25 protein-coding genes, 2 tRNA genes and 1 other annotated feature are annotated in these 22,264 nt (G+C 39.8%); of the genes, 4 read left to right on the top strand and 23 right to left on the bottom strand.

Annotation, left to right across the window (positions count from 1 at the left end):
• Positions 1–126: 126 nt before the first annotated feature.
• The 21 genes from nusB to rplU form a co-directional block, all read right to left on the bottom strand.
• On the bottom strand, positions 127–570 hold the full coding sequence (gene nusB / locus BAU16_RS10115; protein ID WP_048604864.1) for a transcription antitermination factor NusB: 444 nt from the start codon (positions 568–570) through the stop codon (positions 127–129).
• Positions 563–988 carry an Asp23/Gls24 family envelope stress response protein gene (locus BAU16_RS10110; RefSeq protein WP_048604863.1) on the bottom strand — a complete coding sequence of 142 codons (426 nt, stop codon included), beginning with the start codon at positions 986–988 and terminating at the stop codon, positions 563–565. Before BAU16_RS10110 ends, nusB begins: the two co-directional genes overlap by 8 nt.
• Before the next feature lie 17 nt (positions 989–1,005).
• Positions 1,006–1,563 carry an elongation factor P gene (efp, locus tag BAU16_RS10105; protein WP_048604862.1) on the bottom strand — a complete coding sequence of 186 codons (558 nt, stop codon included), beginning with the start codon at positions 1,561–1,563 and terminating at the stop codon, positions 1,006–1,008.
• A 200-nt stretch (positions 1,564–1,763) separates the two neighbouring features.
• Complete coding sequence (locus BAU16_RS10100) at positions 1,764–3,278, bottom strand: helix-turn-helix domain-containing protein (protein ID WP_137605020.1); 1,515 nt, start codon at positions 3,276–3,278, stop codon at positions 1,764–1,766.
• A gap of 65 nt (positions 3,279–3,343) precedes the next feature.
• Positions 3,344–4,051 carry an LrgB family protein gene (locus tag BAU16_RS10095; RefSeq protein WP_048604860.1) on the bottom strand — a complete coding sequence of 236 codons (708 nt, stop codon included), beginning with the start codon at positions 4,049–4,051 and terminating at the stop codon, positions 3,344–3,346.
• A complete protein-coding gene (locus tag BAU16_RS10090; RefSeq protein ID WP_048604859.1) occupies positions 4,041–4,469 on the bottom strand; it encodes a CidA/LrgA family protein in 429 nt (142 codons plus the stop codon). The genes BAU16_RS10095 and BAU16_RS10090 overlap by 11 nt, the downstream gene beginning before the upstream one ends.
• Positions 4,470–4,634: 165 nt before the next feature.
• Positions 4,635–5,702, bottom strand: a complete 1,068-nt coding sequence (locus BAU16_RS10085) for a M24 family metallopeptidase (protein WP_048604858.1) — start codon at positions 5,700–5,702, stop codon at positions 4,635–4,637.
• Between the two features lie 135 nt (positions 5,703–5,837).
• Positions 5,838–6,080 (bottom strand): GlsB/YeaQ/YmgE family stress response membrane protein, encoded by a 243-nt coding sequence (locus tag BAU16_RS10080; RefSeq protein WP_048604857.1) that lies wholly within the window; start codon positions 6,078–6,080, stop codon positions 5,838–5,840.
• A gap of 97 nt (positions 6,081–6,177) precedes the next feature.
• Positions 6,178–6,549, bottom strand: a complete 372-nt coding sequence (locus BAU16_RS10075) for a DUF956 family protein (protein ID WP_048604856.1) — start codon at positions 6,547–6,549, stop codon at positions 6,178–6,180.
• Positions 6,550–6,709: 160 nt separating this feature from the next.
• Positions 6,710–7,621, bottom strand: a complete 912-nt coding sequence (locus BAU16_RS10070) for a PTS system mannose/fructose/sorbose family transporter subunit IID (RefSeq protein ID WP_048604855.1) — start codon at positions 7,619–7,621, stop codon at positions 6,710–6,712.
• A 20-nt stretch (positions 7,622–7,641) separates the two neighbouring features.
• Positions 7,642–8,448, bottom strand: a complete 807-nt coding sequence (locus tag BAU16_RS10065) for a PTS mannose/fructose/sorbose transporter subunit IIC (RefSeq protein ID WP_371851510.1) — start codon at positions 8,446–8,448, stop codon at positions 7,642–7,644.
• Positions 8,449–8,488: 40 nt separating this feature from the next.
• Positions 8,489–9,484: a mannose/fructose/sorbose PTS transporter subunit IIA gene (locus BAU16_RS10060; protein WP_048604854.1), complete on the bottom strand. Its 996-nt coding sequence runs from the start codon at positions 9,482–9,484 to the stop codon at positions 8,489–8,491.
• Positions 9,485–9,576: 92 nt separating this feature from the next.
• Entirely contained in the window at positions 9,577–10,068 is a 492-nt protein-coding gene (locus BAU16_RS10055; protein ID WP_171000789.1) for a mannose/fructose/sorbose PTS transporter subunit IIB, read from the bottom strand.
• A 218-nt stretch (positions 10,069–10,286) separates the two neighbouring features.
• Positions 10,287–13,124: a sigma-54-dependent transcriptional regulator gene (locus BAU16_RS10050; protein ID WP_161527014.1), complete on the bottom strand. Its 2,838-nt coding sequence runs from the start codon at positions 13,122–13,124 to the stop codon at positions 10,287–10,289.
• A 258-nt stretch (positions 13,125–13,382) separates the two neighbouring features.
• Positions 13,383–13,988 carry an ECF transporter S component gene (locus tag BAU16_RS10045; RefSeq protein ID WP_147570597.1) on the bottom strand — a complete coding sequence of 202 codons (606 nt, stop codon included), beginning with the start codon at positions 13,986–13,988 and terminating at the stop codon, positions 13,383–13,385.
• Between the two features lie 479 nt (positions 13,989–14,467).
• A tRNA-Glu gene (locus BAU16_RS10040) sits at positions 14,468–14,540 on the bottom strand.
• A 149-nt stretch (positions 14,541–14,689) separates the two neighbouring features.
• On the bottom strand, positions 14,690–15,235 hold the full coding sequence (locus tag BAU16_RS10035; protein WP_048604850.1) for a GNAT family N-acetyltransferase: 546 nt from the start codon (positions 15,233–15,235) through the stop codon (positions 14,690–14,692).
• 74 nt (positions 15,236–15,309) lie between these two features.
• A complete protein-coding gene (locus BAU16_RS10030) occupies positions 15,310–16,194 on the bottom strand; it encodes a diacylglycerol/lipid kinase family protein (protein ID WP_161527013.1) in 885 nt (294 codons plus the stop codon).
• Positions 16,195–16,318: 124 nt separating this feature from the next.
• Positions 16,319–16,612, bottom strand: coding sequence for a 50S ribosomal protein L27 (rpmA, locus tag BAU16_RS10025; protein WP_048604848.1), 294 nt, complete (start codon positions 16,610–16,612; stop codon positions 16,319–16,321).
• A 12-nt stretch (positions 16,613–16,624) separates the two neighbouring features.
• Positions 16,625–16,969 carry a ribosomal-processing cysteine protease Prp gene (locus BAU16_RS10020; RefSeq protein ID WP_048604847.1) on the bottom strand — a complete coding sequence of 115 codons (345 nt, stop codon included), beginning with the start codon at positions 16,967–16,969 and terminating at the stop codon, positions 16,625–16,627.
• Between the two features lie 27 nt (positions 16,970–16,996).
• On the bottom strand, positions 16,997–17,305 hold the full coding sequence (rplU, locus tag BAU16_RS10015; RefSeq protein ID WP_048604846.1) for a 50S ribosomal protein L21: 309 nt from the start codon (positions 17,303–17,305) through the stop codon (positions 16,997–16,999).
• A 19-nt stretch (positions 17,306–17,324) separates the two neighbouring features.
• Positions 17,325–17,396, bottom strand: a sequence feature (ribosomal protein L21 leader region).
• Between the two features lie 132 nt (positions 17,397–17,528).
• Between rplU and BAU16_RS10010 the strand changes: the two genes are divergently transcribed.
• The 3 genes from BAU16_RS10010 (at position 17,529) to BAU16_RS10000 (ending at position 19,155) form a co-directional block, all read left to right on the top strand.
• On the top strand, positions 17,529–18,164 hold the full coding sequence (locus BAU16_RS10010; RefSeq protein WP_161527012.1) for a uracil-DNA glycosylase: 636 nt from the start codon (positions 17,529–17,531) through the stop codon (positions 18,162–18,164).
• Positions 18,165–18,255: 91 nt separating this feature from the next.
• Positions 18,256–18,942, top strand: coding sequence for an O-methyltransferase (locus BAU16_RS10005; RefSeq protein WP_137605013.1), 687 nt, complete (start codon positions 18,256–18,258; stop codon positions 18,940–18,942).
• Positions 18,943–19,081: 139 nt separating this feature from the next.
• Positions 19,082–19,155 (top strand) — tRNA-Arg (locus BAU16_RS10000).
• Positions 19,156–19,279: 124 nt separating this feature from the next.
• Here BAU16_RS10000 and BAU16_RS09995 read toward each other — a convergent pair.
• Together BAU16_RS09995 and BAU16_RS09990 are read right to left on the bottom strand one after the other, a co-directional pair.
• On the bottom strand, positions 19,280–19,549 hold the full coding sequence (locus BAU16_RS09995; protein WP_048604843.1) for a hypothetical protein: 270 nt from the start codon (positions 19,547–19,549) through the stop codon (positions 19,280–19,282).
• A 152-nt stretch (positions 19,550–19,701) separates the two neighbouring features.
• Positions 19,702–20,223 (bottom strand): signal peptidase I, encoded by a 522-nt coding sequence (locus BAU16_RS09990; protein WP_231586083.1) that lies wholly within the window; start codon positions 20,221–20,223, stop codon positions 19,702–19,704.
• 183 nt (positions 20,224–20,406) lie between these two features.
• Between BAU16_RS09990 and BAU16_RS09985 the strand changes: the two genes are divergently transcribed.
• Entirely contained in the window at positions 20,407–22,236 is a 1,830-nt protein-coding gene (locus tag BAU16_RS09985) for a GHKL domain-containing protein (RefSeq protein WP_137605012.1), read from the top strand.
• Positions 22,237–22,264 lie beyond the last annotated feature (28 nt).

Below are 22,264 nucleotides of genomic sequence, written 5' to 3'. Positions count from 1 at the left end.
CCTTTATTCTAGCATAGCACTTATTTTTTGCGAAAGCTTTCTTCACGAAAAAAGGAAACTTTTTCTTTCCTATAAGAAAAGCCAGAACGGGGGACCCCATTCTGACTTCGTTGATCAAACGATGGTCTATTGAACTGTTTCATCGTTGATGGTGGAAAGTACACCATTGACGAATTTTCGTGACTGATCATCGCTAAATGTTTTGGCTAATTCGATGGCTTCGTTCAACGCCACTTTGTTGGGTACTTCGGGAACATGCAGCATTTCATAGATTGCGATTCGTAAAATCGTGACATCCATTTTTGGAAGCCGCTTAATGCTCCACCCTTTTTTTAAATGGCTTTGAATAATTTCATCCAATTCTGCCTTTCGTTCACAAACACCGCCAACAAGCTGGTCTAAATAGCCTGGTACAAAGTTCTCTTGTTCTTCATCAATGATTTCATGATGCTCCAATTCAATCGCATGCATGATAGCATCCTGCTTTGATAAATCCTGATTGAAATCAAGAGGAAACAAGGCTTGGAGTGCCATTTTACGAATCTCGTGACGGGATACTTCTTTACTCATGTTCTTCCTCTTCGCTTTCAAATAATTCATCTAAATCAGGTAATTCTAGTTTTTCCGGCACAACAGCTACAACATGTACATTGACTTCAGCCAACGCAACATCTGTCATGAACAAGACTTGTTGTTTGACCCGTTCTTGAATTGCCATTGCTGCTTTAGGAACAGACACACCGTATTTGATGTAGCAATAAAGATCCACTTTGATTCCTGATTCGTCGATAGTCAGATAAACTCCTTTGCCGTGAGCAGAGCGCCCCAGCAATTCTGTTACATTATTTGCAAATGTGCCTCGCATGCCATAAACACCATCGACTTTCGATGCAGCGATACCGATAATCACTTCAATCACTTCTGGTGCAATGACGATTTCACCTAATTCTTGGTTTGCGTTCAGCACAAAATTCTTTTCATCAGCCATGTTGCGTTCCTCCATTCTTATGCCCGTGATACGTAAGTACCGTCACTGGTATTGACGATTAATTTATCGCCTTGATTGACAAAAAACGGTACATTGACCATTACGCCAGTCTCCATCTTCGCCGGTTTAGAACCCCCAGAAGAGGTATCTCCTTTGATATTTGGATCGGTCTCCGCTACTTCTAGCGTCACCGTATTCGGCAGATCAACACCTAATACTTCCGAGCCATACATGATGATATTGACTTCCATATTTTCCAACATGTATTTCAATTCATCAACAATTTGTTCTTGCGGGATTTCGATTTGTTCATAATTCCCCAAATCCATAAACACATGATTTCCGCCACTTTCGTAGAGATACTGCATCTTACGATTATCGATTTGTGCTTTAGCAACTTTTTCCCCTGCACGAAATGTTTTTTCCTGAACGGCACCTGTCCGCAAGTTCTTTAATTTTGAACGAACAAAGGCTGCCCCTTTTCCAGGTTTCACGTGTTGGAAATCCACTACGCGCCAAATGTCACCATCCACTTCAATCGTCAGACCAGTTTTAAAGTCGTTTACTGAAATCATTCGAATCCTCCTTGTCCTTAGTCTATTCCGGATAAAATTTTCACAAAGTTTTTATCGCCGTTCTAGCTTGTCTCCAGGCAACTTTTGCAGCAGAAGAGACATCCTTCACTTTTAAGAGTTCTAGTCGTTAATAGTTTATCATTAATTTGAAGGATACGCTATATAAAACGTTACGGGACAAGGGAACATTTCGTTGGAATTCAGCGATTTTTTTGCTGGCTCTTTTCCACGTGGGCTTCAAAGACTTCCATCAAATGCAGGTAATCATCCATTTTTAATTCTTGCGTAATCAACAGCGTTTCCAATCCAGATTCCAACGGCCACAAAAGATAGCTGGTAGTCAAACACAAGTCACAGTCTTCTTCTGCTGGCTGTCGGAAAAAGATCAGCTGATAATTTCGCTTAAAAAAATGACGAAGATCACGAATCAGCACATCTTCTTCAAATAAAGGCAGATCCGTCAATAATAAAATACGCAGTTGCGGCAGATCCGGCATAAATTCCGACAACTCTTTTAAGACGGTCAGATAGCGACGAAAAAGCATCTTATTCATAGAAAAAATGGGGTCATTTGTTTCTTTTTTTACCAATTCAAATTTATTTTTTACCCATTGGATCAATTCTGGATGCTTATGAACGGAAGCCGTCCAAAACGCCGTTGCATTGATTCCCAATTCCAATGTCGGAAATAATTCTGCAAATAAATGGCCACTTAAAAGATAGCCTTGTGCCTGCTGCAATAATTTTTTCCCTTGAACTGGATCTTCTCCTAAATCAGCCAGAATCAAATCCGTCAACCGCTGATGATGGAGATGGACACGGGTTTCACGACGTTGATGATCCTTTATCAATTCCGCTAAAATTGCCGGCTGTTGATAATACTCCTCTCGTGTCAAAAGAGCGAGGTAAAGATAACCCACTGCTTTTTTGGAGCGATGATACAAAGGCAAATGTGTTGTAATTTTAGCAGAAAACTCAGCAAAGAATTGATTGTCTTTCAGATAATGGGTCAGTACCTCATCGTTGGGCAGATGGTGTTGCTGGGCTTCCCGCATCAAACTTGCCGCAATCAAATATTCCAACCGTCTTTTTTTCATGTCATGAAAAGCAACGCCAAAAAATGCCATAACGGCTTTAGCTGCTTCGGCTACTTTTTTTCTGTCAATTTGTGGAAAAGGCCAGATTTTTCCGCGAAAAAGTCGCCAATAATAAATCGACAGATACATCCGTACCGCTTTTTCATCACCAATCAATTGGTAACTGCCCCGTTGAAGAGCCAGACCATACCTTGCCAGATTTTTTTTCAATTCAGTCACTTTTCGATGAGCAGTCGTTTCACTGATGTAGAAATTCTCGCTAAAATCCTGCAACGAATGTAGTTTTTCTGCTAAAATTTCCTCCAACAATTGAAAAGATAATGTTTTGCGGATCATAAAAATCAAAAACTGTTCCTGCTCCAATTCATTATCCGCAAAAAGCAGACGATAGCCCAGACGCTTGTCACGGGCAAACAAAGCCAAATCCGATCCAGTGAAAAGATGGTATTCTTTGGTCAACTCATGGATTAACCGCCCCACACTACGGGTATCTATCGATAAAATCCGGGATAAACCAGTAACAGTCAACCATTGTCCATCTGCCAGTATCTCTAGGATTGACACTTTTCGAAAAAGTTCGTGATCGACTTCCTGCAACTCTTCTGCTGTTAAATACATAAAAAAATCCCTCCGCCAAACTCTGCATTATTGTAGCAAAAGATGGGCGAAAAGGGAAATTCAATTTAGTAGAGTATTGCTTCAACAAAACGATAGAAGACCGGCAGCAATAATACCGTGACAATACCATTCACACAAATACAAAGTCCTGACAAAATTCCTTCTACCTCACCCAACTCAATGGCACGTCCTGTACCGATAGCATGGGAGGTACTGCCTAAAGCGATTCCTCGTGCAACAGGGCTGTTTATTTTAAAAATTTTAAATACTTGACTGCCGATCAACGCCCCTAAAATCCCCGTGGAAACGACGATAGCTAACGTGACCGCCGATAAACCGCCCATTTGTTTTGAAATATCCAAAGAAATAGCTGTCGTAACTGATTTCGGCAACAAAGAAAGAATCATCGAATCCTTCAAAGAAAAAAGATGACCAATCAAAATACTCAAGGTACAATTCGTCACAATTCCAACAACTGTCGCTGCTAAAACGGGCAGGATATTTTCCTTAAGCTTATCCAAATTACGATACAAGGGCAGTGCCAGAGCAACGGTTGCCGGAGTGATCATCATAGTCAAAAAGTTTGCACCAATATTGTAATCGTCATAGCTGACACCCGTAAGTTTCAAAAAAAGGATAATCAACACAATCGTTACGATCAACGGATTAACAAATGGAATACGAACATTTCGCAACAATCGTTCCATCAAACAAAATGTTGCTACGGTCAATGCCAATCCAAACAATGGGCTTTGCACCAGCTCAGAGGTCATTGACTTCTCCCCCTTTGACCTGCAATTTTTCTTCCAACTTGACGATTTCTTCTACTACCGCACCCCGACGCCGTGCCAGCATTTTTTCAACAAATTCAGTGGTTTTTCCTACGGTTACCAAGGTAGCCATCACACATAGTGCCACGATTCCTAATAAAATTGGCCAAGTAAATTTAATGGCATCATAATATTTCATCAAGCCCACACCTGCGGGAACGAATAAAATCGTTAAATTATTTAACAAAAACTCACAAGTTGGTTCAATTTTTTTTGCATCGACCACTTTAAACTCAAAGGCCAAAAATAATAACACGATTCCAATGATACTTCCTGGAACCGGTAGATCCAAAACCACACGAAGCCCTTCACCTAAAATAGAAAATAATAACACAATCGCAAACTGACTGAATAATTTCATTGCTTTCCCTCTTATCTTTTTAGCATGGTTTTATTATAAGCTTTTTTTATTTCTGAAAATTTCATATCATCCTTTCTTCTGCCTGCATTATTTGAAATAATAAGAGAAATTTTCAGAAAAAAACAGCAGCTCTCCAAAGGAAAGCCGCTGTTTTCTAATCTAAAATTACAGGATAATTAATTCTTTTGGTGCGTGAGTTAGCACTTGATTGCCCTCTGGGGTAATCAATAAGTCATCTTCGATTCGGACACCGCCAATTCCTGGCAAATAAATTCCGGGTTCATCTGTGATGACATTTCCCACGACAAATTGTTTGTCCGCACGGAAGGAGACATTTGGTCCTTCATGAATTTCCAAACCAATGCCATGTCCAGTAGAGTGACCAAAGGCTTCGCCATACCCTGCTGCAGCAATGTGATCGCGAGCTACGGCATCCAATTGAATACCAGTTAAGCCTGGTTTTGCAGCTTCAATAACTTTCAATTGAGCTTCTAAAACGACTTGATAGATTTCTTTTAATTTTTCTCCGGGATCACCGACAGCAAAGGTCCGTGTCATATCTGAAACGTAGCCTTGATAATAGCATCCAAAATCTAATGTAATCAAATCCCCTTGTTCAATGACTTTATCACTGGCAACGCCATGCGGCATCGCAGAACGCAGGCCGCTAGCAACGATAGTATCGAAAGAAACACTGGTTGCACCAAGAGAACGCATGAAGAAGTCCAATTGATTGGCAACTTCAATCTCAGTCATTCCCGGACGAATCATTTTTAAAATATGATCAAATCCTTGATCGGCAATATGACAAGCTTGTTGAATGATTGCCACTTCTTCGTCATCTTTGATTTCCCGCAGATTTTCAATCATGCCTGCCACAGGAATCAAATCGGTTTCGGCAATAATTTCTTCTAGTACCGAATATTCTGCAAAGCTGATTTGTGTTTCTTCAAATGCCAAGGCTTGGATTTCTTCTGAGTCACAGATTTTTGCTACTTCATCAAAAATCGGTCCAACATTTTTGACGATTTCAAAGCCTTGCGCTTGTGCCGCAGCTTGTTCCGTATACCGAAAATCAGTGACAAAAAAAGCTTTATTTAACGTAATAACCGCTAAACCTGTCGTCCCCGTGAAATTCGTCAAGTAACGAAGATTGTACGGACTCGTTACCAAAAAGCCGTCAATTTGTTCTTTTTTCATTGCTTCTCGCAATTTTTCTACGCGTAACATCATAGGATGATTCCCTCTTTCTTTTTTGCTTCCTGTTCATTATAACAAAATTTTCAGAAAAGCGAAAAAATTGTCCGCTTTTACAAAAAAAAGAAGTTTCCGCAGAAACTCCTTGTATTCTATCGATAACGATTCATTTTATTTTTTTGAATGACCGAAAAAGAAAGAAATTACCGCCACAAAAATCACTGCCCCGAGAATTGATGGAATGATCGCCATTCCGGCAACTTGCGGTCCCCATTCACTGAATAATGATTGCCCAATCATTGAACCTACCAGTCCGGCAATGATATCAAAAAGACAACCTCGTTTTTCTCCGGTAATTGCACCAGCAATCGTGCCGATTACTGCACCTACGATTAACGTCCACAAAAAATGCATAGGTTTCCCTCCTAAAAATGTTTCCTACTTCAATTCAAGCTTACCACAATTTAGAAAATTTGAAAAAAAGCAGCTGCTCAAAAACTGAGTCAACTGCTTACTTTTTTTGTTTTGATTGAATCGCTCGTTTTAAAACATCCAGTACACCCAATGATTGAACCATATGATCTGGGTCAACGTATTCTCGGATCGCCCGTAATACTTTTTTTGGTTCTTTAGAAGCAAAGGTGAAGGTCCCACCTTTTTTGGTTTTGATGGCATAGCGAGGAATCCATTTGCCCTTGAACATGACCGAAGCAATGACAAATTCGACCTCTTCCCACGGAACTTGGATGTATTTACGGGTATCTCTTGAATTATAAAATTCAAAAGCTTGATCACCAATCATAATTTGACCGTATTCATTGATTCCCATAAAAGAAGTGGCATTGATTGTTAAATCGACTTTTTTATTCAGTGATTGAACCATACATTCGACTCCCTTTCTTGTCGCTTTATTTATTATACGTTTTCCTGGCTGGATATGCTAGGCTTGTCCTGATTATGTAAGACTATTCTTTAAGAAACAAGCTGGAACACCGTTCACGAATGAACAATATTCCAGCCTATTTTGCATTTAATTTATCAGATTATAACAATCCGATTAAATGTCCAACTACACCAACCACGAATAATCCGAGGATGATAACAATTGGAGAAACTTTTTTCTTAAGCAACCACATACACAACAATGTTAACAATAAAGCAGCCAAACCTGGAATCAATTGATCCAAGTTATCTTGTAAAGACGTTACTTTTACATCAGACAAAGCTTTACCAGAAGCAACTTCTTGGAATGCTTGTTGTAACCCTTTGCCGCCTTCTGGAATTTTATCCCATTCAACATAAGCGCCTTTATCAAGTTGTACTTCAGAAACCGTTGGGGCAAACTTAATGGATACCCATCGTTGTACTAGCGATCCAAGCACGAACATCCCTAGAATGGATGCTCCTTTTGTTACGTCTTGCAAAAGTCCACCTGAAAGGTCATCCGTGATTTTAGAACCGGCTTTGTAACCAAATTCTTGTGTGTACCACATGAAAGCCCAACGAATAATATTCCAAGCTACGAAGAAAATAATTGGTCCCATGATATTGCCGGATAATGCTAGTGATGCACCTAATGCACCAAGCATTGGACGAACAGTAAACCAGAAAACTGGATCGCCGACCCCTGCCAACGGTCCCATCATACCAACTTTAACCCCTTGGATTGCTACGTCATCAACAGGTGCACCATTGGCACGTTCTTCTTCCAATGCCAAAGTAACGCCTAAAATTGGTGATGCGATATATGGGTGCGTGTTAAAGAATTCCAAATGACGTTTTAACGCTGCGGAACGATCTTCTTTTGTTTTATATAATTTTTTGATTGCTGGGATTAATGAAAATGCCCAACCACCATTTTGCATCCGTTCATAGTTCCATGATCCTTGAATGAAGGTAGAACGCCATGCAACGGCTAAACGATCTTTTTTAGATAATGTGATTTTTTCTGCCATTTCTTTCTCCTCCTTCAAGTTTAATAATCATTCAAAATGTCGCCTAATGGGTCGCCGGTGTTTCCGCCGCCGCCATTAGATGATCCGCCCATTTTAGTAATGTTCAGGTAGATCAAAGCGATTGCGACTGCCAATGCACCCAATGCGATCAATGTCAATTGTGAGATTGCTGCTACAACAAAACCGATAACAAAGAATGGCCATACTTCTTTGGTTGCCATCATGTTGATAACCATTGCATAACCAACAGCAACAACCATACCACCACCGATTGCCATACCATCTGTCAACCAAGCTGGCATTGATTCCAATGCAGAACGAACGGTTTCTGCTGGGATGAATAATAGAGCTGCAGCAGGAACTGCGATACGAACACCTTGTAAAGCAACAGCGATCATATGCCATAATTCTACTTTACGATAATTTCCTTCTTCTGCAGCACCATCCATAATATGAACGATTGGCACAGCAATTGTACGAACGATCATAGTCAAGAACAATCCAGCAACTGCCAATGGGATTGCAAGAGCAATAGCAGATGTTACGCCTTCTTTACCTTGTCCACCTAAAACTAAAATAATTGCTGATGCAACAGATGCCAATGCAGCATCTGGTGCTACGGCTGCTCCAATATTTGCCCAACCTAGAGCGATCATTTGTAGTGATCCTCCAAGAATGATACCTGCTTCTAAGTTACCGGTCACTAACCCGATTAGTGTACATGCCACAAGTGGTTGGTGGAATTGGAATTCATCTAAAATCCCTTCCATACCAGCCATAAATGCCACGATAACGACTAATATCACCTGAATGAAATTCAAATCCATGATTATTAATCCTCCGTTTTCTTCTAATTTTTTTATGCATTTATTTCGCTTTTGCTAATTCATCTTTTGCTTTTTTAAGAATTTCGTTCATATTGTCGCGAGAGTCATTTGGTACTTTACGTACATCAAATGAAATGCCTTTGTCTTTCATTGTTTCAAAAGCTTTAACATCTTCGTCACCCATTGACAATACTTTACTTACAACTACTTTTCCGACTGAGTGAGCCATAGAGCCGACGTTTACTTCTTTGATATCAACGCCACCTTCAATTGCTCGCAACATGTCTTCTGGATTTTCAAATAATAACAATGCCTTAGTGTTACCAAAACGAGGATCTTTTGCGATTTCAATCATTTTATTAATTGGAATGACATTCGCTTTAACACCTGGAGGAGCAGCTTGCTCAATCAGTTTTTTGCGAAGATCATCTTTTGCTACGGCATCAGATACAACGATAATACGACTTGGTAAAACAGATTTTGTCCATGCTGTGGCTACTTGACCATGTAATAGACGAGAATCAATCCGTGCTAAAACAATTTTTAATTTACCATCACCTAAGACTGTTCCCACAGGAATCGCGCCTTTAGGTTGTGTAGCATCCGCTGTTGCTGCAGGTGCAGCTGTTTTTGGTTCAAGTTCTTCGGGTTTGATTCGTACCCCTTCTTTTGCTGTTTCAAGGATATGTGCGGCAATTTCTTGCGCAGATTCCATTGAGAAGCGGGATGCGTACGCTTCAATAACCATTGGCAAATTCATGCCGGCAACAATTGCCCAAGTGTCTTTGTGTTGTTCGAACAAATTGTTTGCTTGGTTAAATGGTGTTCCGCCCCATAGGTCGACTAAGATTAATACTTCGTCTTGATTATCGAAAGAGGCGACTGCTTCTTCCATTTTGGCCTTCAAATCATCTGGTCCTTCGCTTGGCATCAGCGTAACAGCTTTTACGTTTTCTTGTTCTCCAAAGATCATTGCTCCGGATTGCAAGATGCCTTCAGCGAATTGTCCATGACTTGCTAGGATAATTCCTACCATCTTTATACCTCCTATTTGACTTTTTTGGTTTCAATAGCTTGTGCGTGAATAACATCGAATAAATGCGGTTTGCGACAATTGCTATTTTCCAACTACAACAACTTTTCCTTTTCTAACAGTTCCATCAAGTAGACTTTGCGGTCAGCAGGTACTTTGCGAATCTCTAGTTCGATAGCGAGTGCTGCGAGATACTTGAATGACTGAATGTCCTGATCATTCATCGAAACAAAATTGGTAATCATGCGTTTGCCAGAAGAAAAGCTCATTCCACCAATGTTTACCGAAGAAAGAACGATACCGCCTTTTATTAAGCGGACAACATCTTGTGGGTTTGTAAACAACAGCATCACCTTTTGTCCATTAAACAAATCATTCGTGTAAATCTCAATCATTTTATCGACTGTAATGACATTTGATTTGATCCCCGGCGGCGCCGCTTCACTTAATAAAAACCTCCGTAATTGATCCTTAGCTACTTCATCACTGATAACTAAAATTCGATCGACTTTCGTTTGTTTCGACCAAGCTGTTGCCACTTGTCCGTGAATCAAGCGATCATCAATACGCGCCAAACGTATATCGATGCCCATCACCATACCTCCTACTTACCAACACTGTCTCTAAATGACAAATTCATGCCACTTATTCTTGTCTTCACCTCCTGTATCCTCTTATATATATGCAAGATATGTGCCAACTTTCTAAGCGATACACTATTTAATAAATCCTTAACTTATAAGAAATTTAAAAAATACACTAGAAAGGTACACTGTTCTAAAGTGTATCATTCTAGTGTATTTATTTACTCTTGTTCCAATAAAAGCTGTTTTTCTTGATGGGTATGAATAATCTCCATCAAAAAGTATTCTTCCGCTTCCGGTACCTCCAAGCGCAGAAAACGTTCCAAGGATTGTACATGCAGATGCAACCGTTGATAAAAAGAATCTTGGAGTAGCTTTTCAATCGTTGCTTGATCGACAGTCAACGGCTGACGGACTAGAATCCGCTCGATCATTCCCGCGGTATGCAGCGCAAGATTGATTTCCAAACCGTATTCTTGTTGGGAAAAGCCAGCGTCCTTGACCGTTTCAACAACAAAATTCCAAATGGGTTGAAACAATTTTTGTGGATTGATGTAGGTGAAACTTTCTTCCATAAAGCGAATAGCAGTTTCTGTTGCTTTTTCCTCGTTCAACTGGAAGTCGCCTTCAATAAACGTCGGTTCCTTATCCACTAAAATCCGATCCAATAAAGCACCGACATCCTGATCGATAAAACGATCCAAAGGGATAAAAGGAGCACTAATTTTCGGATCAACGATGCCAGTTGCCGCAATCAAATGATACGTCTCCTGAATTTTCGGCAATTCACTTTTTAAATTCACCACAGATAGAGGTACAACAGTCAATTCCTGCTCTTGTTTTTTCGAAAGCGATCGCTGAATGATTTCTTTGATTCGTTGGGCAGTACCTTCACCAGAAGCACAAATTGCTAGAATTGCTTGTTTCGCTCGATGGTTGTCTCGTTCAACGAGTACTCGTCCATACCCCTGAAATTTTTCCAATGATTCATATAAGCTCTCAAGGTCAGTGCCTAAAACAGAAGCTTTACGTACGGTTTCCAATACAACAGCCGTGGTTACCATATCAACCGTACGGACTTCGATGCCAGTTTCTCGGATAATTTCTTCATTAAACGTTGCTAATGAACCCATATCTACCAATAGCATGACACCACTTTTATCATTTACTTGCACCACTGCGTTTTTGATCTTTTCTAACGCCACTTTCGGCGACATATCTAGTGGCATATCCACCGCAGCAACTTGATCGACTTCCAACAGTTGCTGAACAACCTGCACCATGCTGCTGGCGGTGCTGTGTCCATGAGCAGCGACCACTACGCCGATTTTACCTTCTGTTTGATGTGCCCGCAGTGAAATCAAAAGAACTGCTAAATAATAATCTTCACTTTCAGGAATAATGACTTGAAACGTTTTGCCGATAAAGCGACGGATCTTTTTCGCCATAGCAAATTCTTCTGGGAATCCGGCGACCATTTGTCGAATGTTGTCATTCGTATGCCGTTCTTCTCCATCGTTGATTTTTTTCAAAAAAGAGCTAATGTGCAAACTCATGGCATAAACGAAATTTTGTTGAAACTCATACCCCAACTCTCGGCGAACATCTTCATAGATTCGGTTTGTTGCATCAATAATTTTTTGATCCACAAATTCCGACAACTTATTTTCTGCGTTAAAGGAAAAGCCATGATCTTTATAAAAAGATTTCAAATGAATATTGATATCCGTTGAAATAAAATGATTGATTGCTTCCTGATCCAGCCCATCCGCCTTCAGCAAAGCTGCCTTATCCCCAATAATATCGTAGAGATTGTAAGGTAGCTCGTAGGAATCCGTGCGAATTTCCACTAAACTTTCATTAGGCGAAATAACAATTTTAGGCTCTAAAATTTTAGATAATTCAGCTAAATTCTCCCTCCGATTGGCTAAAGAGGATAACCCTGAGCGAATTCCTTCCGGCAAATCAGTCATTGTAATCGTAATTTCTTCGTGCTGCATATGATTTAAGAATCCACGGGCACAAACCAGTTGGATATTTGATTTTAATTGTCCGATATTTCCGTAGCTGACGCTGCCAATCAATACTTTGATTACGTCCTCGGTCAAGGAGATTTTCCGCTGAATTCGGTTAGCTTCTTGCGCTACCATAATTTTAACCAAATCAACTTTTTCCGAAGCAGGCCGCTGTTCAAAGGAAGGCAGCTGGATATTGATCGGTATCCGACGGACAAAAGTATCCAGCAAGGAAGAATTTGGATCTTCTGTCGTAGCTCCTACGATCCGAACATCTGCCTGATGATTTTTCCCTGTTTCCCCCAATCGGCTATAGGTTCCATGATCCATGAAATAAAAAATCATTTCCTGTCCCTCAGGTGGTAATCGATGAATCTCATCAAGAAAGAGCATCCCGCCGTTTGCTTGATCAATAATACCGATTTTTTCTTGTTCCGCTCCCGTAAAAGCACCCTTTACGTAACCGAATAAGTGGCTCATCAATAATTCTGGGTTGTTGGCGTAGTCCGCACAGTTAAAAACAATCAATTCTTTTTCTTCATCAATCACATGATTGCTTTTCGCAAATTGGAACATGACGTGAGCAAAATAGGTTTTCCCAGACCCAGTAGGTCCGGTGATTAGACAATTTAATCCTTTTGGCGGATATAAAATCGCCGCCTTTGCTTGCTCTACGGCATTTTTCATGCTGTTATTTGCCCCAACAATCCGTGTAAAAATATCTTGGACGGCTATTGGAGCGCTGACAAATTGTGGTTGAGCCAATTCTCGCGGTATCTGCTCTTCTTTGTAGCTAACGACATGCTTTTTTGCAGGAGGTTGAATAGCTGGGTATGCGGCGTACCGAACTGGACGACCATCGATTTTTTTCAACCGATTTTGTCTAACGAGTTCATTTAAATCTTTGCTGGCATTGGTACGTTGAATCGCCAAAACTTCCGCCACTTCCTGCGTTGTTATACCGAAGTTTCCTTCCTCCGATCCGGAAAAACGGGCCATCTGCTGCAAAACATACTGATAAATGCGATCAATTCTCTTTGACATAGGGGACTCCTTTCTCCAACTATTTTCAGGCAATTTGACTATTATGTAGTGTATCGTTTTTTTATTATAGCTTTTTTTCATCAAAACAAAAGATATTTGCCTTTTTTGACGTATCTTTTATTTATGTATACTTAAATAAAGAGTATCATACCTGTTAAGTATACCATTTATCCCAATTCTCTAATACTATTCGCTTCGAGACAAAAAATCAGGTCTCAGCCAGCGACCTGATTTTTCTCAATATTTTGATAAAACTTTTTATTTTTCTTCAACAAATCGCAGATGACGTATTCCTTGGATTGCTTTGACAAACACGGGGGTCAGAATGACCGCTGCAATAATTTCCGACACACCATTAGTTACTGCGATTGTTCCTAGAACAATCACCAAGTGAGAGGTAGTCGTTTGGTACATCGCTGCCGCAAATTCTGTATACAATGTTCCCATGAAAAATAAAACTAGAAGGGTATTAGTTAAAGTGCCTAGTACGGCAGCAACCATCGAAGAAAAAACCAGTCGCCGCCCCCTTTGGTAAAGCCAGGAAAAACTCCATCCTGCAACCAACCCCACTAACACCCGAGGTAAAACCGCAATGATCGGATTTGTAAACACCGTCGTATCAAATAGAGTCGTTGGAAAAGTCCAAACACGAATCATTGTGAAAAGTCCCCACATCAATCCGACAAACATCCCATCTTTCGTTCCCAAAACAATCGCTGCTACAATAACTGTAATGTGGATAATTGTCAGATTCGTTAACCCAAGGGGAATATATCCCAAAAAGGGGATCATCGTCTGTAGAATGATTAAGGCTGTCAGTATTGCTCGAATCGCGATACGATACGCTTTGCTTTTTTTCATTATCTTCTCCCTTTTTCATTTATCCTTCTTATTTTTCAATAATAACATAACGTTTAATATTTTGTGTCAATTTATCGGAAAATTCCGCATAATTCTGGTCTTTTGGTTTCATCTCTAAAATGTGTTATAATTAGAGAACACGAGAAATATTTTTAAGCGACAAATTTAATTCATTTTTATGAAATTTATTCAAACTGGCGTAACTACAGGGTTACAAGGATGTACTAGTGGTTAGGGAGTACATCGTTTAAATGAGAAATAGTTAATTTTTAGTAATAGTCACCACCAACTTTAAACTAATAAATATTGATTCGTCAGATAGCCTTCTCTTAATCGAGAGGGCTATCGTTCATTTTAGGCAAAATTTAATTTTTAAAAAGAAAATCTCTGCCCCATTCTCTGCCCCACAGCCGATTTTTCGTAAAAAAAAAGAGACCTGATAATCACCAACAAACGTTGATGTACCAGCTCTCTTTCACTTATAGCCTGTGCCGGATTCGAACCGGCGCCTCCGCACTGAGAATGCGGCGTCTTAAACCCCTTGACTAACAGGTCAAAATGAGTACGTGTTTATTCTAGCACTTTTCAAAAAAATGTAAACCGCCAACTTTTTTCATAACTTTTCGAAAATAGCTTTCACATACTCTGTCTTAGACACATACTGTTTTCAATAAAAATAAATGACAAATTTTTTCTATTCTCTGTTATTCCTCAAATTTTGAAAAGGGAACAAACGACACTTGTTGTTTTTGAGGTGCATTCAATGTTTTCTGCAGCCAAACAATATCGTACCATTGATCAAACTTGTAACCAACCTTTGGAAAAGTAGCCACCAGCTGATACCCGCGTTTTTCATGAAAAGCAATGCTCTGCTCATTACCCCCGGTCACACACGCAGTTGCCTGTACCACTCCTTGCCGCTCCAATTGTGTTTCTAGAGCTTGGTATAAGGCAGAACCAATTCCCTTGGCACGGATAGTTTGGCAAACATAGACGGTCACTTCAACTGTCCAATCATAAGCCGCCCGCGATTTATAGGTTCCTGCATAAGCATAACCGACAATTTTACCCATTTCATCTTCTGCAACCAAATACGGATAACGAATCAGCGTATCTGCAATCCGTTGTTGAAATTCTGCAAGTGTTGGCAGTGTATATTCAAAAGTTATGGCTGTTTCAGTTACATAGGGAGCGTAAATGGCCAGCAGCTCTGCGGCATCGGCTGGTTTTGCTACTCGAATCTTTTCCATCGTGATTCCTTCTTTTTTCATTTTTTCTTATTTTACGAAAAGAATCGACAAAAGACTAGCTTTTTTATCTTCTATCAACAATAGACTTCCAACTGTTTAGGCAAAACCTTTAAATGAATCGGCAAAGAACAGCCTTCATCCCCATCAACATTTGTTTTGATTGACAACTTATTTTCTAATGCAATTCTTCCTTCACGAAACGTTCGATACGCGACATTGTCATTGGTCGCATCAATTCCCTTTAACAAATCAGGAACAGATCTGACTGTTTCCAGCCAATTTTTATCCTTCAAATAAATCAGATGCAGCAAGCCATCATCCACTTTCGCCTCCGGAAACAACTGCTCAAATCCCCCAACAGAATTTGTCAGGCTGACAATCACCGTGCTGCTTTCAATTTGTTCCTTTTCATCATCAAGACATAGCTGAAAAGGATAGCTCTGATTCCCCGAGAGTTGCTTTAACCCTGAAATAAAATACGCCAATTTTCCAAATCTCGTTTTTTCTTCTGCACTCACGTGATTGATTGCTTCTGGAATCAAACCGATTGCAACAACGTTCATAAAATACTGGTCGTTGATTTTCCCAAGATCAATTTTTTTCGTCTGAGAAAGATTCAATTCGTCGATTGCTTTCTTCGGATCGAGGGAAATGTGTAAAGCACGAGCAAGATCGTTCACCGTTCCTAAAGGAAAGAAACCAAACTTCGGCGGTGATTTCTGCTCTGCCAACCCATTAATCACCTCATTGACCGTTCCATCTCCTCCAATTGCAAATACACTATCGTAGTTTTCAATTGCTGCCTGCCGGGCAAAATTTGTGGCATCACCAGCTTTTTCGGTAGCTAAAATCACGACATCTGTAAAAAGCTGGGATAACTTTTCAACAACCAATTTTTCAAACTCTTTTGCTTTTTCCCCACCCGAACTTGGATTTACAATCAGCATGGCGTTTTTCACGGCGTTTCCTCCTAGCATTCCTTAGTCTCTTTAGTATAGCAAGGAAGACGGAAAAAACGGAAATAAATGGGTTTCGCGTATAAAAAAAGCCCAAACCCTTGATAAGGGGTTGGACTATGATTTCTTATGCTTCTTGCGCTACAGGATAAACAGATACTTGTTTTTTGTCGCGGCCTTTACGTTCGAAACGAACAACGCCATCAACTTTAGCAAACAATGTATCGTCACCGCCGATACCTACATTTACACCTGGGTAAATTTTTGTACCACGTTGGCGGTAAAGGATTGATCCACCAGTAACAGTTTGACCGTCAGCACGTTTAGCACCTAAACGTTTTGATTCTGAGTCACGTCCGTTAGAAGTAGAACCCCCACCTTTTTTATGAGCGAAGAATTGCAAATTCATTTTCATCAACATGAGATGCACCTCCTATTTTTCTATAATCGTAGAGATTTGGATATATTCGCTTTGTTCTTTTTCAATTGATTGAAGACCCAACAGCAAATTTTCTAATAAGATTTGCTCAATGTTGGTTTGTTCCTGAGTCAAACCGGAAACCAATGACATACGAAGGTAACCACCCTCGTCTTCATTTGCTTCAACACTTGGCTCTGTCCCTGCTAAAGCATTGATTCCATTGATTGTGCTGATTGCTAATGCAGAAACTCCTGCACAGACAATATCACTGCCATATGGTCCTGCTTCGGCATGTCCAGTCAATGTAAAAGAAACAATTTGACCAGAGTCATTTCTTTTGAATGTCCCTTTGATCATAAGTTGCAACCTTCTTTTTCGCAAAAATTATGCGTTGATTGCATCGATAACCACTTTAGTATAAGGTTGACGATGACCTTGTTTACGGTGAGAATGTTTTTTAGGTTTGTATTTGAACGTTACGACTTTCTTTTGTTTGCCGTGTTTTTCTACAGTTCCTACAACAGTTGCACCGGCAACAGTTGGGGCTCCAACCTTCGTTGATTCTCCACCAACAAGAACGACTTCGTCAAAAGTCACTTTTTCGCCTGCTTCAACGTCTAATTTTTCAACGTAGATTGCTTGGCCAACTTCGACTTTCAATTGTTTTCCACCAGTTTTGATAATTGCGTACATGCTTAACAGCACCTCCTTATAATATACTTAGACTCGCCATCCCAAGTGACTCTCGTACTTACAAACTTGTTCTGAGCGGTTGTAGCTGTGGAGTCCACAATTACAACAAGAACACTTTATCAGAAAAAAACAGCAGCGTCAATTGATTTCTGCCGTTTTCCATATTATTTTCATTTTTTCAGCAAACAATTTATACTGATGATCAGAAAGTGAGGCATCCATAATGAACTATCCTGATTCTTTAGTAGCGGACGTTTTCCAACGCTCGGTTGGCTTTAAACTAGAAGGATTCGTTCCTGGTCAAGGACCACTCCAGCCAAAATTGATGATTGTCGGTGAAGCACCGGGAAGAAAAGAAATCACCAATTTTATTCCCTTCAGTGGCCAAGCAGGAGTTGAATTAATGAAATGCTTTGACAGTGTTGGATTGACGCGAGAGGAAGTATATATTACTAGTGCAGTTCGCAGTCGTCCGTTTTCTGTTAAAGAGCGAAAAAATAAACGCACTGGTGAAGAAGAAATCGTTACACCAAATCGGACGCCAAACAAAAAGGAAGTACTTGCCCATGCACCTATTTTAGATTATGAAATAAAAAAAGTTGCCCCCCGATTGATTGCCACTGTCGGAAACATCGGCTTACAACGATTATTGGGACCAAAATATGTGATTACATCCGCCCACGGGAAAATTATTCAGCATCCGATTTTACAGTTGGATGCCGGACAGGAGAAATATAGTTGGACAAAAAACAGTTACACGATTGTTCCATTATTTCATCCCGCTGCCGTTTTCTATAATCGAAAGCTTCAACCCTTGATTGAGGAAGATTGGCGGGTAATCGGAACGCTATTGCAATAAATTGAAAGAAACATCTTTTAAAAATCTGGCTGAGAAAAAAGATTGCGGCGCTTCCCTACTCTCAGCTATAATGAACAACGAGGTGGAGCTTGTGCAAAATGAAATGATGCATCGTCCAATTGTAAAAGAAGACTTAGTGGACTTCATGCGAACAAAACAGAAACCATTAACAGACGAACTCGGAAAAATCGAAGCAGAGGCAAATCAGCAAGGCGTACCGATCATTCCCCATGAAACAGTCGTCTTTCTTCAATTTTTACTTGGTCAAATAAAACCAAAAAACATTCTGGAAATCGGTGCAGCCATCGGGTTTTCTTCCAGTTTAATGGCACAAACGATCGGCAAAGACGGTCACGTGACAACTATTGATCGCTTTGATGTGATGATTGAAAAAGCAAAAAAGACGTATCAAAGATTACATCTCGAACAAAGTGTCACGTTGTTGGAAGGACAAGCCGCAACAATTTTACCCACATTGTCTGGTCCTTATGATTTTATTTTTATGGATAGTGCCAAAGCAAAATATATTGAATTTTTACCAGAATGCTTACGACTTCTAAAAAAAGGCGGCGTTTTAATGGTAGATGATATTTTTCAAGGAGGAACGATTTTATTGCCTGATGAAGAAATTCCTCGCAAAAATCGATCCATCCATCGGAAACTGAATCAATTTCTCAACGTAGTCATGACACATCCTGATTTGACCTCTAGCCTTGTACCATTAGGTGATGGCATCATTTTGATCACCAAAGAACAAGAGCAGGTGACAATTGATTGATTGCAAACGGACTTTCCTAAAAAATAGAACGTCTAAGGAGATTTTCGAAAAGACCTTTCTTAGGAAAATGCACAGGAATTAGCGAAAATGGATTGACTTTACCGGTTCGGTTTTCTATAATTAGCTTTGTTGCTGAAATGTCATAGTAGCTCAGCCGGATAGAGCATCCGCCTTCTAAGCGGACGGTCGGGGGTTCGAATCCCTCCTGTGACGTTAATAAACCGTTAAGAATGGTGATTCTTAGCGGTTTTTTTGTCTTAACACAAGTTTATGCCAATAATTTTTTATCTTTATAAAACCCAAACAAAAACACGCCCTTGTAAGCGTGTTTTTGACTTTATTCAGGTGTGCCAATAATTTTGATGTACTCGTCAATATTTTTGATAGACATCGTTTTGATTACTAACTGCTCGCGTTTGTTCCATTTTCCGCTTACTTCAAGAATATATTTATTCAAAGGAAGCCGTAGCACGTATTTAGCAAGGTAACGATCTTTAATGATACAATTAACGATTTTTCCCTCTACCTTCAACTGTACTCCCGTCAGCATCATCGGTTTTTCTTGAAAAACATGGGTGTTGACTAGCAGACCACAATATGTCTCCATTCTGCTAACATCCTTTCCATCTTAGAAAGATTTCTTTTACGAAGGGTAAAACCTCACCGCAATAAATGACGCGGCTTATTTACCGTCCTTCTTTTATTGTATACGTACAAAAAAGATAGTCAAATAAGAATGTGTTTTTTCAAAAAATATTTTTAAAAACGACTATTGGATTGTTTCCTTTTAGGTTTCGCAGCTAATTGTTCCACCATCAATCCCAGCGTTGTAACCGTCAAAAATCCTGCAATCATCCAGAAAATAATTATGGCTATTTGGATCACCCGTCGAGAAACAAAGTGCCCCACATATGGCAGGTGCCAAACCGGCTGTCCAATCAAATTGCGGCTACTGACTAGCCCCACCTCCATCTGATCGGCGCCATCGCCTTTTGTATAAAAGGCAAATTCTTCTTCCTTTGCCACCACCCGCCGTGTTTTGATGTTTTCCCCTTGATTGACATAGTAAGTGATGATTTCTCCTACCAAAATATTTTCCGGTTTTTCTTTCTTAACAAAAATTAAACTGCCTTCTGGATATGTCGGTGCCATTTTATGGTCCTTAGCAATGGTAAAAGACATTCCTAATAAGTGAGGGAGTAAAACAACCAGCAGTGAAATTGCCATTAAAAAAATCAGACCGATAGATGTGACGACCCCGATTCGCCCTCTTCGTTTCACTTGACCACCTCACTAATCATTTTCTTTCCTATTTCTAATAATATAGTTTTAGTTATGTTTTTTCAATCATTTTAACTGTTATTTTATAACTTTAACCGCTTTAGCTCACATCTTATATATTTAGGTTGACTAACAGATGTTCTTCTAATAATCTGATATTAGAAAACGAAAGGATATTATTTTATGAATTCGTTAAATAATGAGAGTATTAAAAAAAATTATTGGCATTGGTTGCCTTATCTTCTGATTCTTCTTACCTTCTTTCTGATCATTGGTTTTTATATCAAATCGATTGTTGCCCCTTTTTCTAATTCGCAGATGGCAGAGATTACCGATACATGGACTTATTTTTCACAAGATGATCCTGAAACGGTTTTTCAAAGCCAACATTTACAAAAATTGCCCAACATTGATCCAGATGAAGTAATGGTGATGGAACGACAGATGGTCCGCAAATCGGCCCACCCGGAGATCTTAATTCAAGGAAATCATCAATGGATGAAAGTATTCTTAGACAACGAGCAATTCTTTGAATATTCTCCCGCGGATACTCACTTAATAGATGGAAAAAATCCAGGAAAATTATTAACGGAGATTCAAATGCCAAAAGAATATGTGGGTAAAACCTTACGTATTGAGATTGCTACTCCCTATCAAAAATATGCTGGATTACCTCCGCGAGTTTTTCTTGGCGAGGCAAATTCGTTGATGTCTTACGTGTTTTCCGTCTCCCTGACACAAATTCTAATTTTTATTTTAGCAGTCTCTATCGGTGTCACAGTCCTTGGTTTTGTTGGTCGTAAACTTTGGCAAGGAGAAAAATTGCATCTTCGATTGATCTTATTTGGTTGTTTTGCAATTACTGTCGGCATGGAAGCAGCAGCCGGGGATATTGTCAGTGGCCTTTTATTTAGTCCATCCGTCAATTCTACCCTTGCCAACGTATTGGCAACTTTAGTTCCGTTACTTCTTACAGCGTATTATTGCAGTCGGATGGAAGCCGTTCAGCGTCCTTATCGAATGTGGGTCTCCATGCACATTTCTATCAGCCTGTTGATTTTAGGTATCGCTGTCTTCACAAAGCGGGATTTACCGGAACTAATGTCCTTTATCGATGCCATGAACGTTTTTTCAACTCTGGCTGCCTCTCTTGCCTGTATTGCGGAAGTCATTCATAAAACCCGTTTTTTTGTCATCTGTACCCCATGGATCATTCTCATTGCGATTGCACACTGTTTTCTATATATTAGTGACATTGTTGGTGCCAATAATCACACCATCAATTGGTCAGGATTATTTTTTGTGATTATTCTATTGGTTATCACTGTATATACCGTCCTTGAATTTATCGGCGGCAACGAAGAAAATAAACGACAGATACATTTCTTAGAAATAAAAACCGCCCTGCTGGAAGAAAACCGCACCACCTTGATTCAGCACTTGAAAGAAGTCGAACATTTGCGTTTGGAATTCAAGAAAAACCTGCTGGCACTAAAACAGCTTGGTGGTGAAGGACAAACTGAAGCTGTTACCGAATATATTCAACAGCTTTTAGAAGACGCAAAAGATTTTGAAGGACTACAAACTTTTTCCGAGCACTCGCTGACGAATCTTTTACTGGCTCGTTTTCAAAAATTAGCCGATCAAAAAAGTATCACCACTCATTTTCAAGTGGCACTTCCTGAAACCTTGGCGATTCCAGATGAAGATCTGACACAGTTATTTGCGCATCTTTTCGAACATGCTTTGCGGGAAACCTATGCCATCAACGATCCAAAAAAACGACAAATCAATCTAAATATCAGCTATGAACAGGAAGTACTACAAATTTCCTGTGAGCATACAGCACATTATCACAAAAATATTTTTGACACAGGTATCACCACTGATTTGCCAGAAAAAGAAACCTTCGATCTTTGGATGATTGAATCTGTTCTCCGCAAATATGCCGGTACATTGGATAAGAAACAAACTGAGAAAACAGATCGTTTGGATATCCTGCTTTCTGCCTGATGAACAGCTTTATCTTTATCTTATGTTT

It is taken from the genome of Enterococcus sp. JM9B, assembly GCF_009933265.1.
Lineage (GTDB): Bacteria > Bacillota > Bacilli > Lactobacillales > Enterococcaceae > Enterococcus_C > Enterococcus_C songbeiensis.
This window is presented reverse-complemented; position numbering and strand designations above follow the sequence as displayed.

What these genes read in the sequence shown, in the direction of transcription:
- nusB (WP_048604864.1), bottom strand. Translation starts at nt 570, where the DNA reads ATGAGTAAAGAAGTATCCCGTCACGAGATTCGTAAAATGGCACTCCAA.
- BAU16_RS10110 (WP_048604863.1), bottom strand. Translation starts at nt 988, where the DNA reads ATGGCTGATGAAAAGAATTTTGTGCTGAACGCAAACCAAGAATTAGGT.
- efp (WP_048604862.1), bottom strand. Translation starts at nt 1,563, where the DNA reads ATGATTTCAGTAAACGACTTTAAAACTGGTCTGACGATTGAAGTGGAT.
- BAU16_RS10100 (WP_137605020.1), bottom strand. Translation starts at nt 3,278, where the DNA reads ATGTATTTAACAGCAGAAGAGTTGCAGGAAGTCGATCACGAACTTTTT.
- BAU16_RS10095 (WP_048604860.1), bottom strand. Translation starts at nt 4,051, where the DNA reads ATGACCTCTGAGCTGGTGCAAAGCCCATTGTTTGGATTGGCATTGACC.
- BAU16_RS10090 (WP_048604859.1), bottom strand. Translation starts at nt 4,469, where the DNA reads ATGAAATTATTCAGTCAGTTTGCGATTGTGTTATTATTTTCTATTTTA.
- BAU16_RS10085 (WP_048604858.1), bottom strand. Translation starts at nt 5,702, where the DNA reads ATGATGTTACGCGTAGAAAAATTGCGAGAAGCAATGAAAAAAGAACAA.
- BAU16_RS10080 (WP_048604857.1), bottom strand. Translation starts at nt 6,080, where the DNA reads ATGCATTTTTTGTGGACGTTAATCGTAGGTGCAGTAATCGGCACGATT.
- BAU16_RS10075 (WP_048604856.1), bottom strand. Translation starts at nt 6,549, where the DNA reads ATGGTTCAATCACTGAATAAAAAAGTCGATTTAACAATCAATGCCACT.
- BAU16_RS10070 (WP_048604855.1), bottom strand. Translation starts at nt 7,621, where the DNA reads ATGGCAGAAAAAATCACATTATCTAAAAAAGATCGTTTAGCCGTTGCA.
- BAU16_RS10065 (WP_371851510.1), bottom strand. Translation starts at nt 8,448, where the DNA reads ATGGATTTGAATTTCATTCAGGTGATATTAGTCGTTATCGTGGCATTT.
- BAU16_RS10060 (WP_048604854.1), bottom strand. Translation starts at nt 9,484, where the DNA reads ATGGTAGGAATTATCCTAGCAAGTCATGGACAATTCGCTGAAGGCATC.
- BAU16_RS10050 (WP_161527014.1), bottom strand. Translation starts at nt 13,124, where the DNA reads ATGTCAAAGAGAATTGATCGCATTTATCAGTATGTTTTGCAGCAGATG.
- BAU16_RS10035 (WP_048604850.1), bottom strand. Translation starts at nt 15,235, where the DNA reads ATGGAAAAGATTCGAGTAGCAAAACCAGCCGATGCCGCAGAGCTGCTG.
- rpmA (WP_048604848.1), bottom strand. Translation starts at nt 16,612, where the DNA reads ATGTTGATGAAAATGAATTTGCAATTCTTCGCTCATAAAAAAGGTGGG.
- BAU16_RS10020 (WP_048604847.1), bottom strand. Translation starts at nt 16,969, where the DNA reads ATGATCAAAGGGACATTCAAAAGAAATGACTCTGGTCAAATTGTTTCT.
- rplU (WP_048604846.1), bottom strand. Translation starts at nt 17,305, where the DNA reads ATGTACGCAATTATCAAAACTGGTGGAAAACAATTGAAAGTCGAAGTT.
- BAU16_RS10010 (WP_161527012.1), top strand. Translation starts at nt 17,529, where the DNA reads ATGAACTATCCTGATTCTTTAGTAGCGGACGTTTTCCAACGCTCGGTT.
- BAU16_RS09995 (WP_048604843.1), bottom strand. Translation starts at nt 19,549, where the DNA reads ATGGAGACATATTGTGGTCTGCTAGTCAACACCCATGTTTTTCAAGAA.
- BAU16_RS09985 (WP_137605012.1), top strand. Translation starts at nt 20,407, where the DNA reads ATGAATTCGTTAAATAATGAGAGTATTAAAAAAAATTATTGGCATTGG.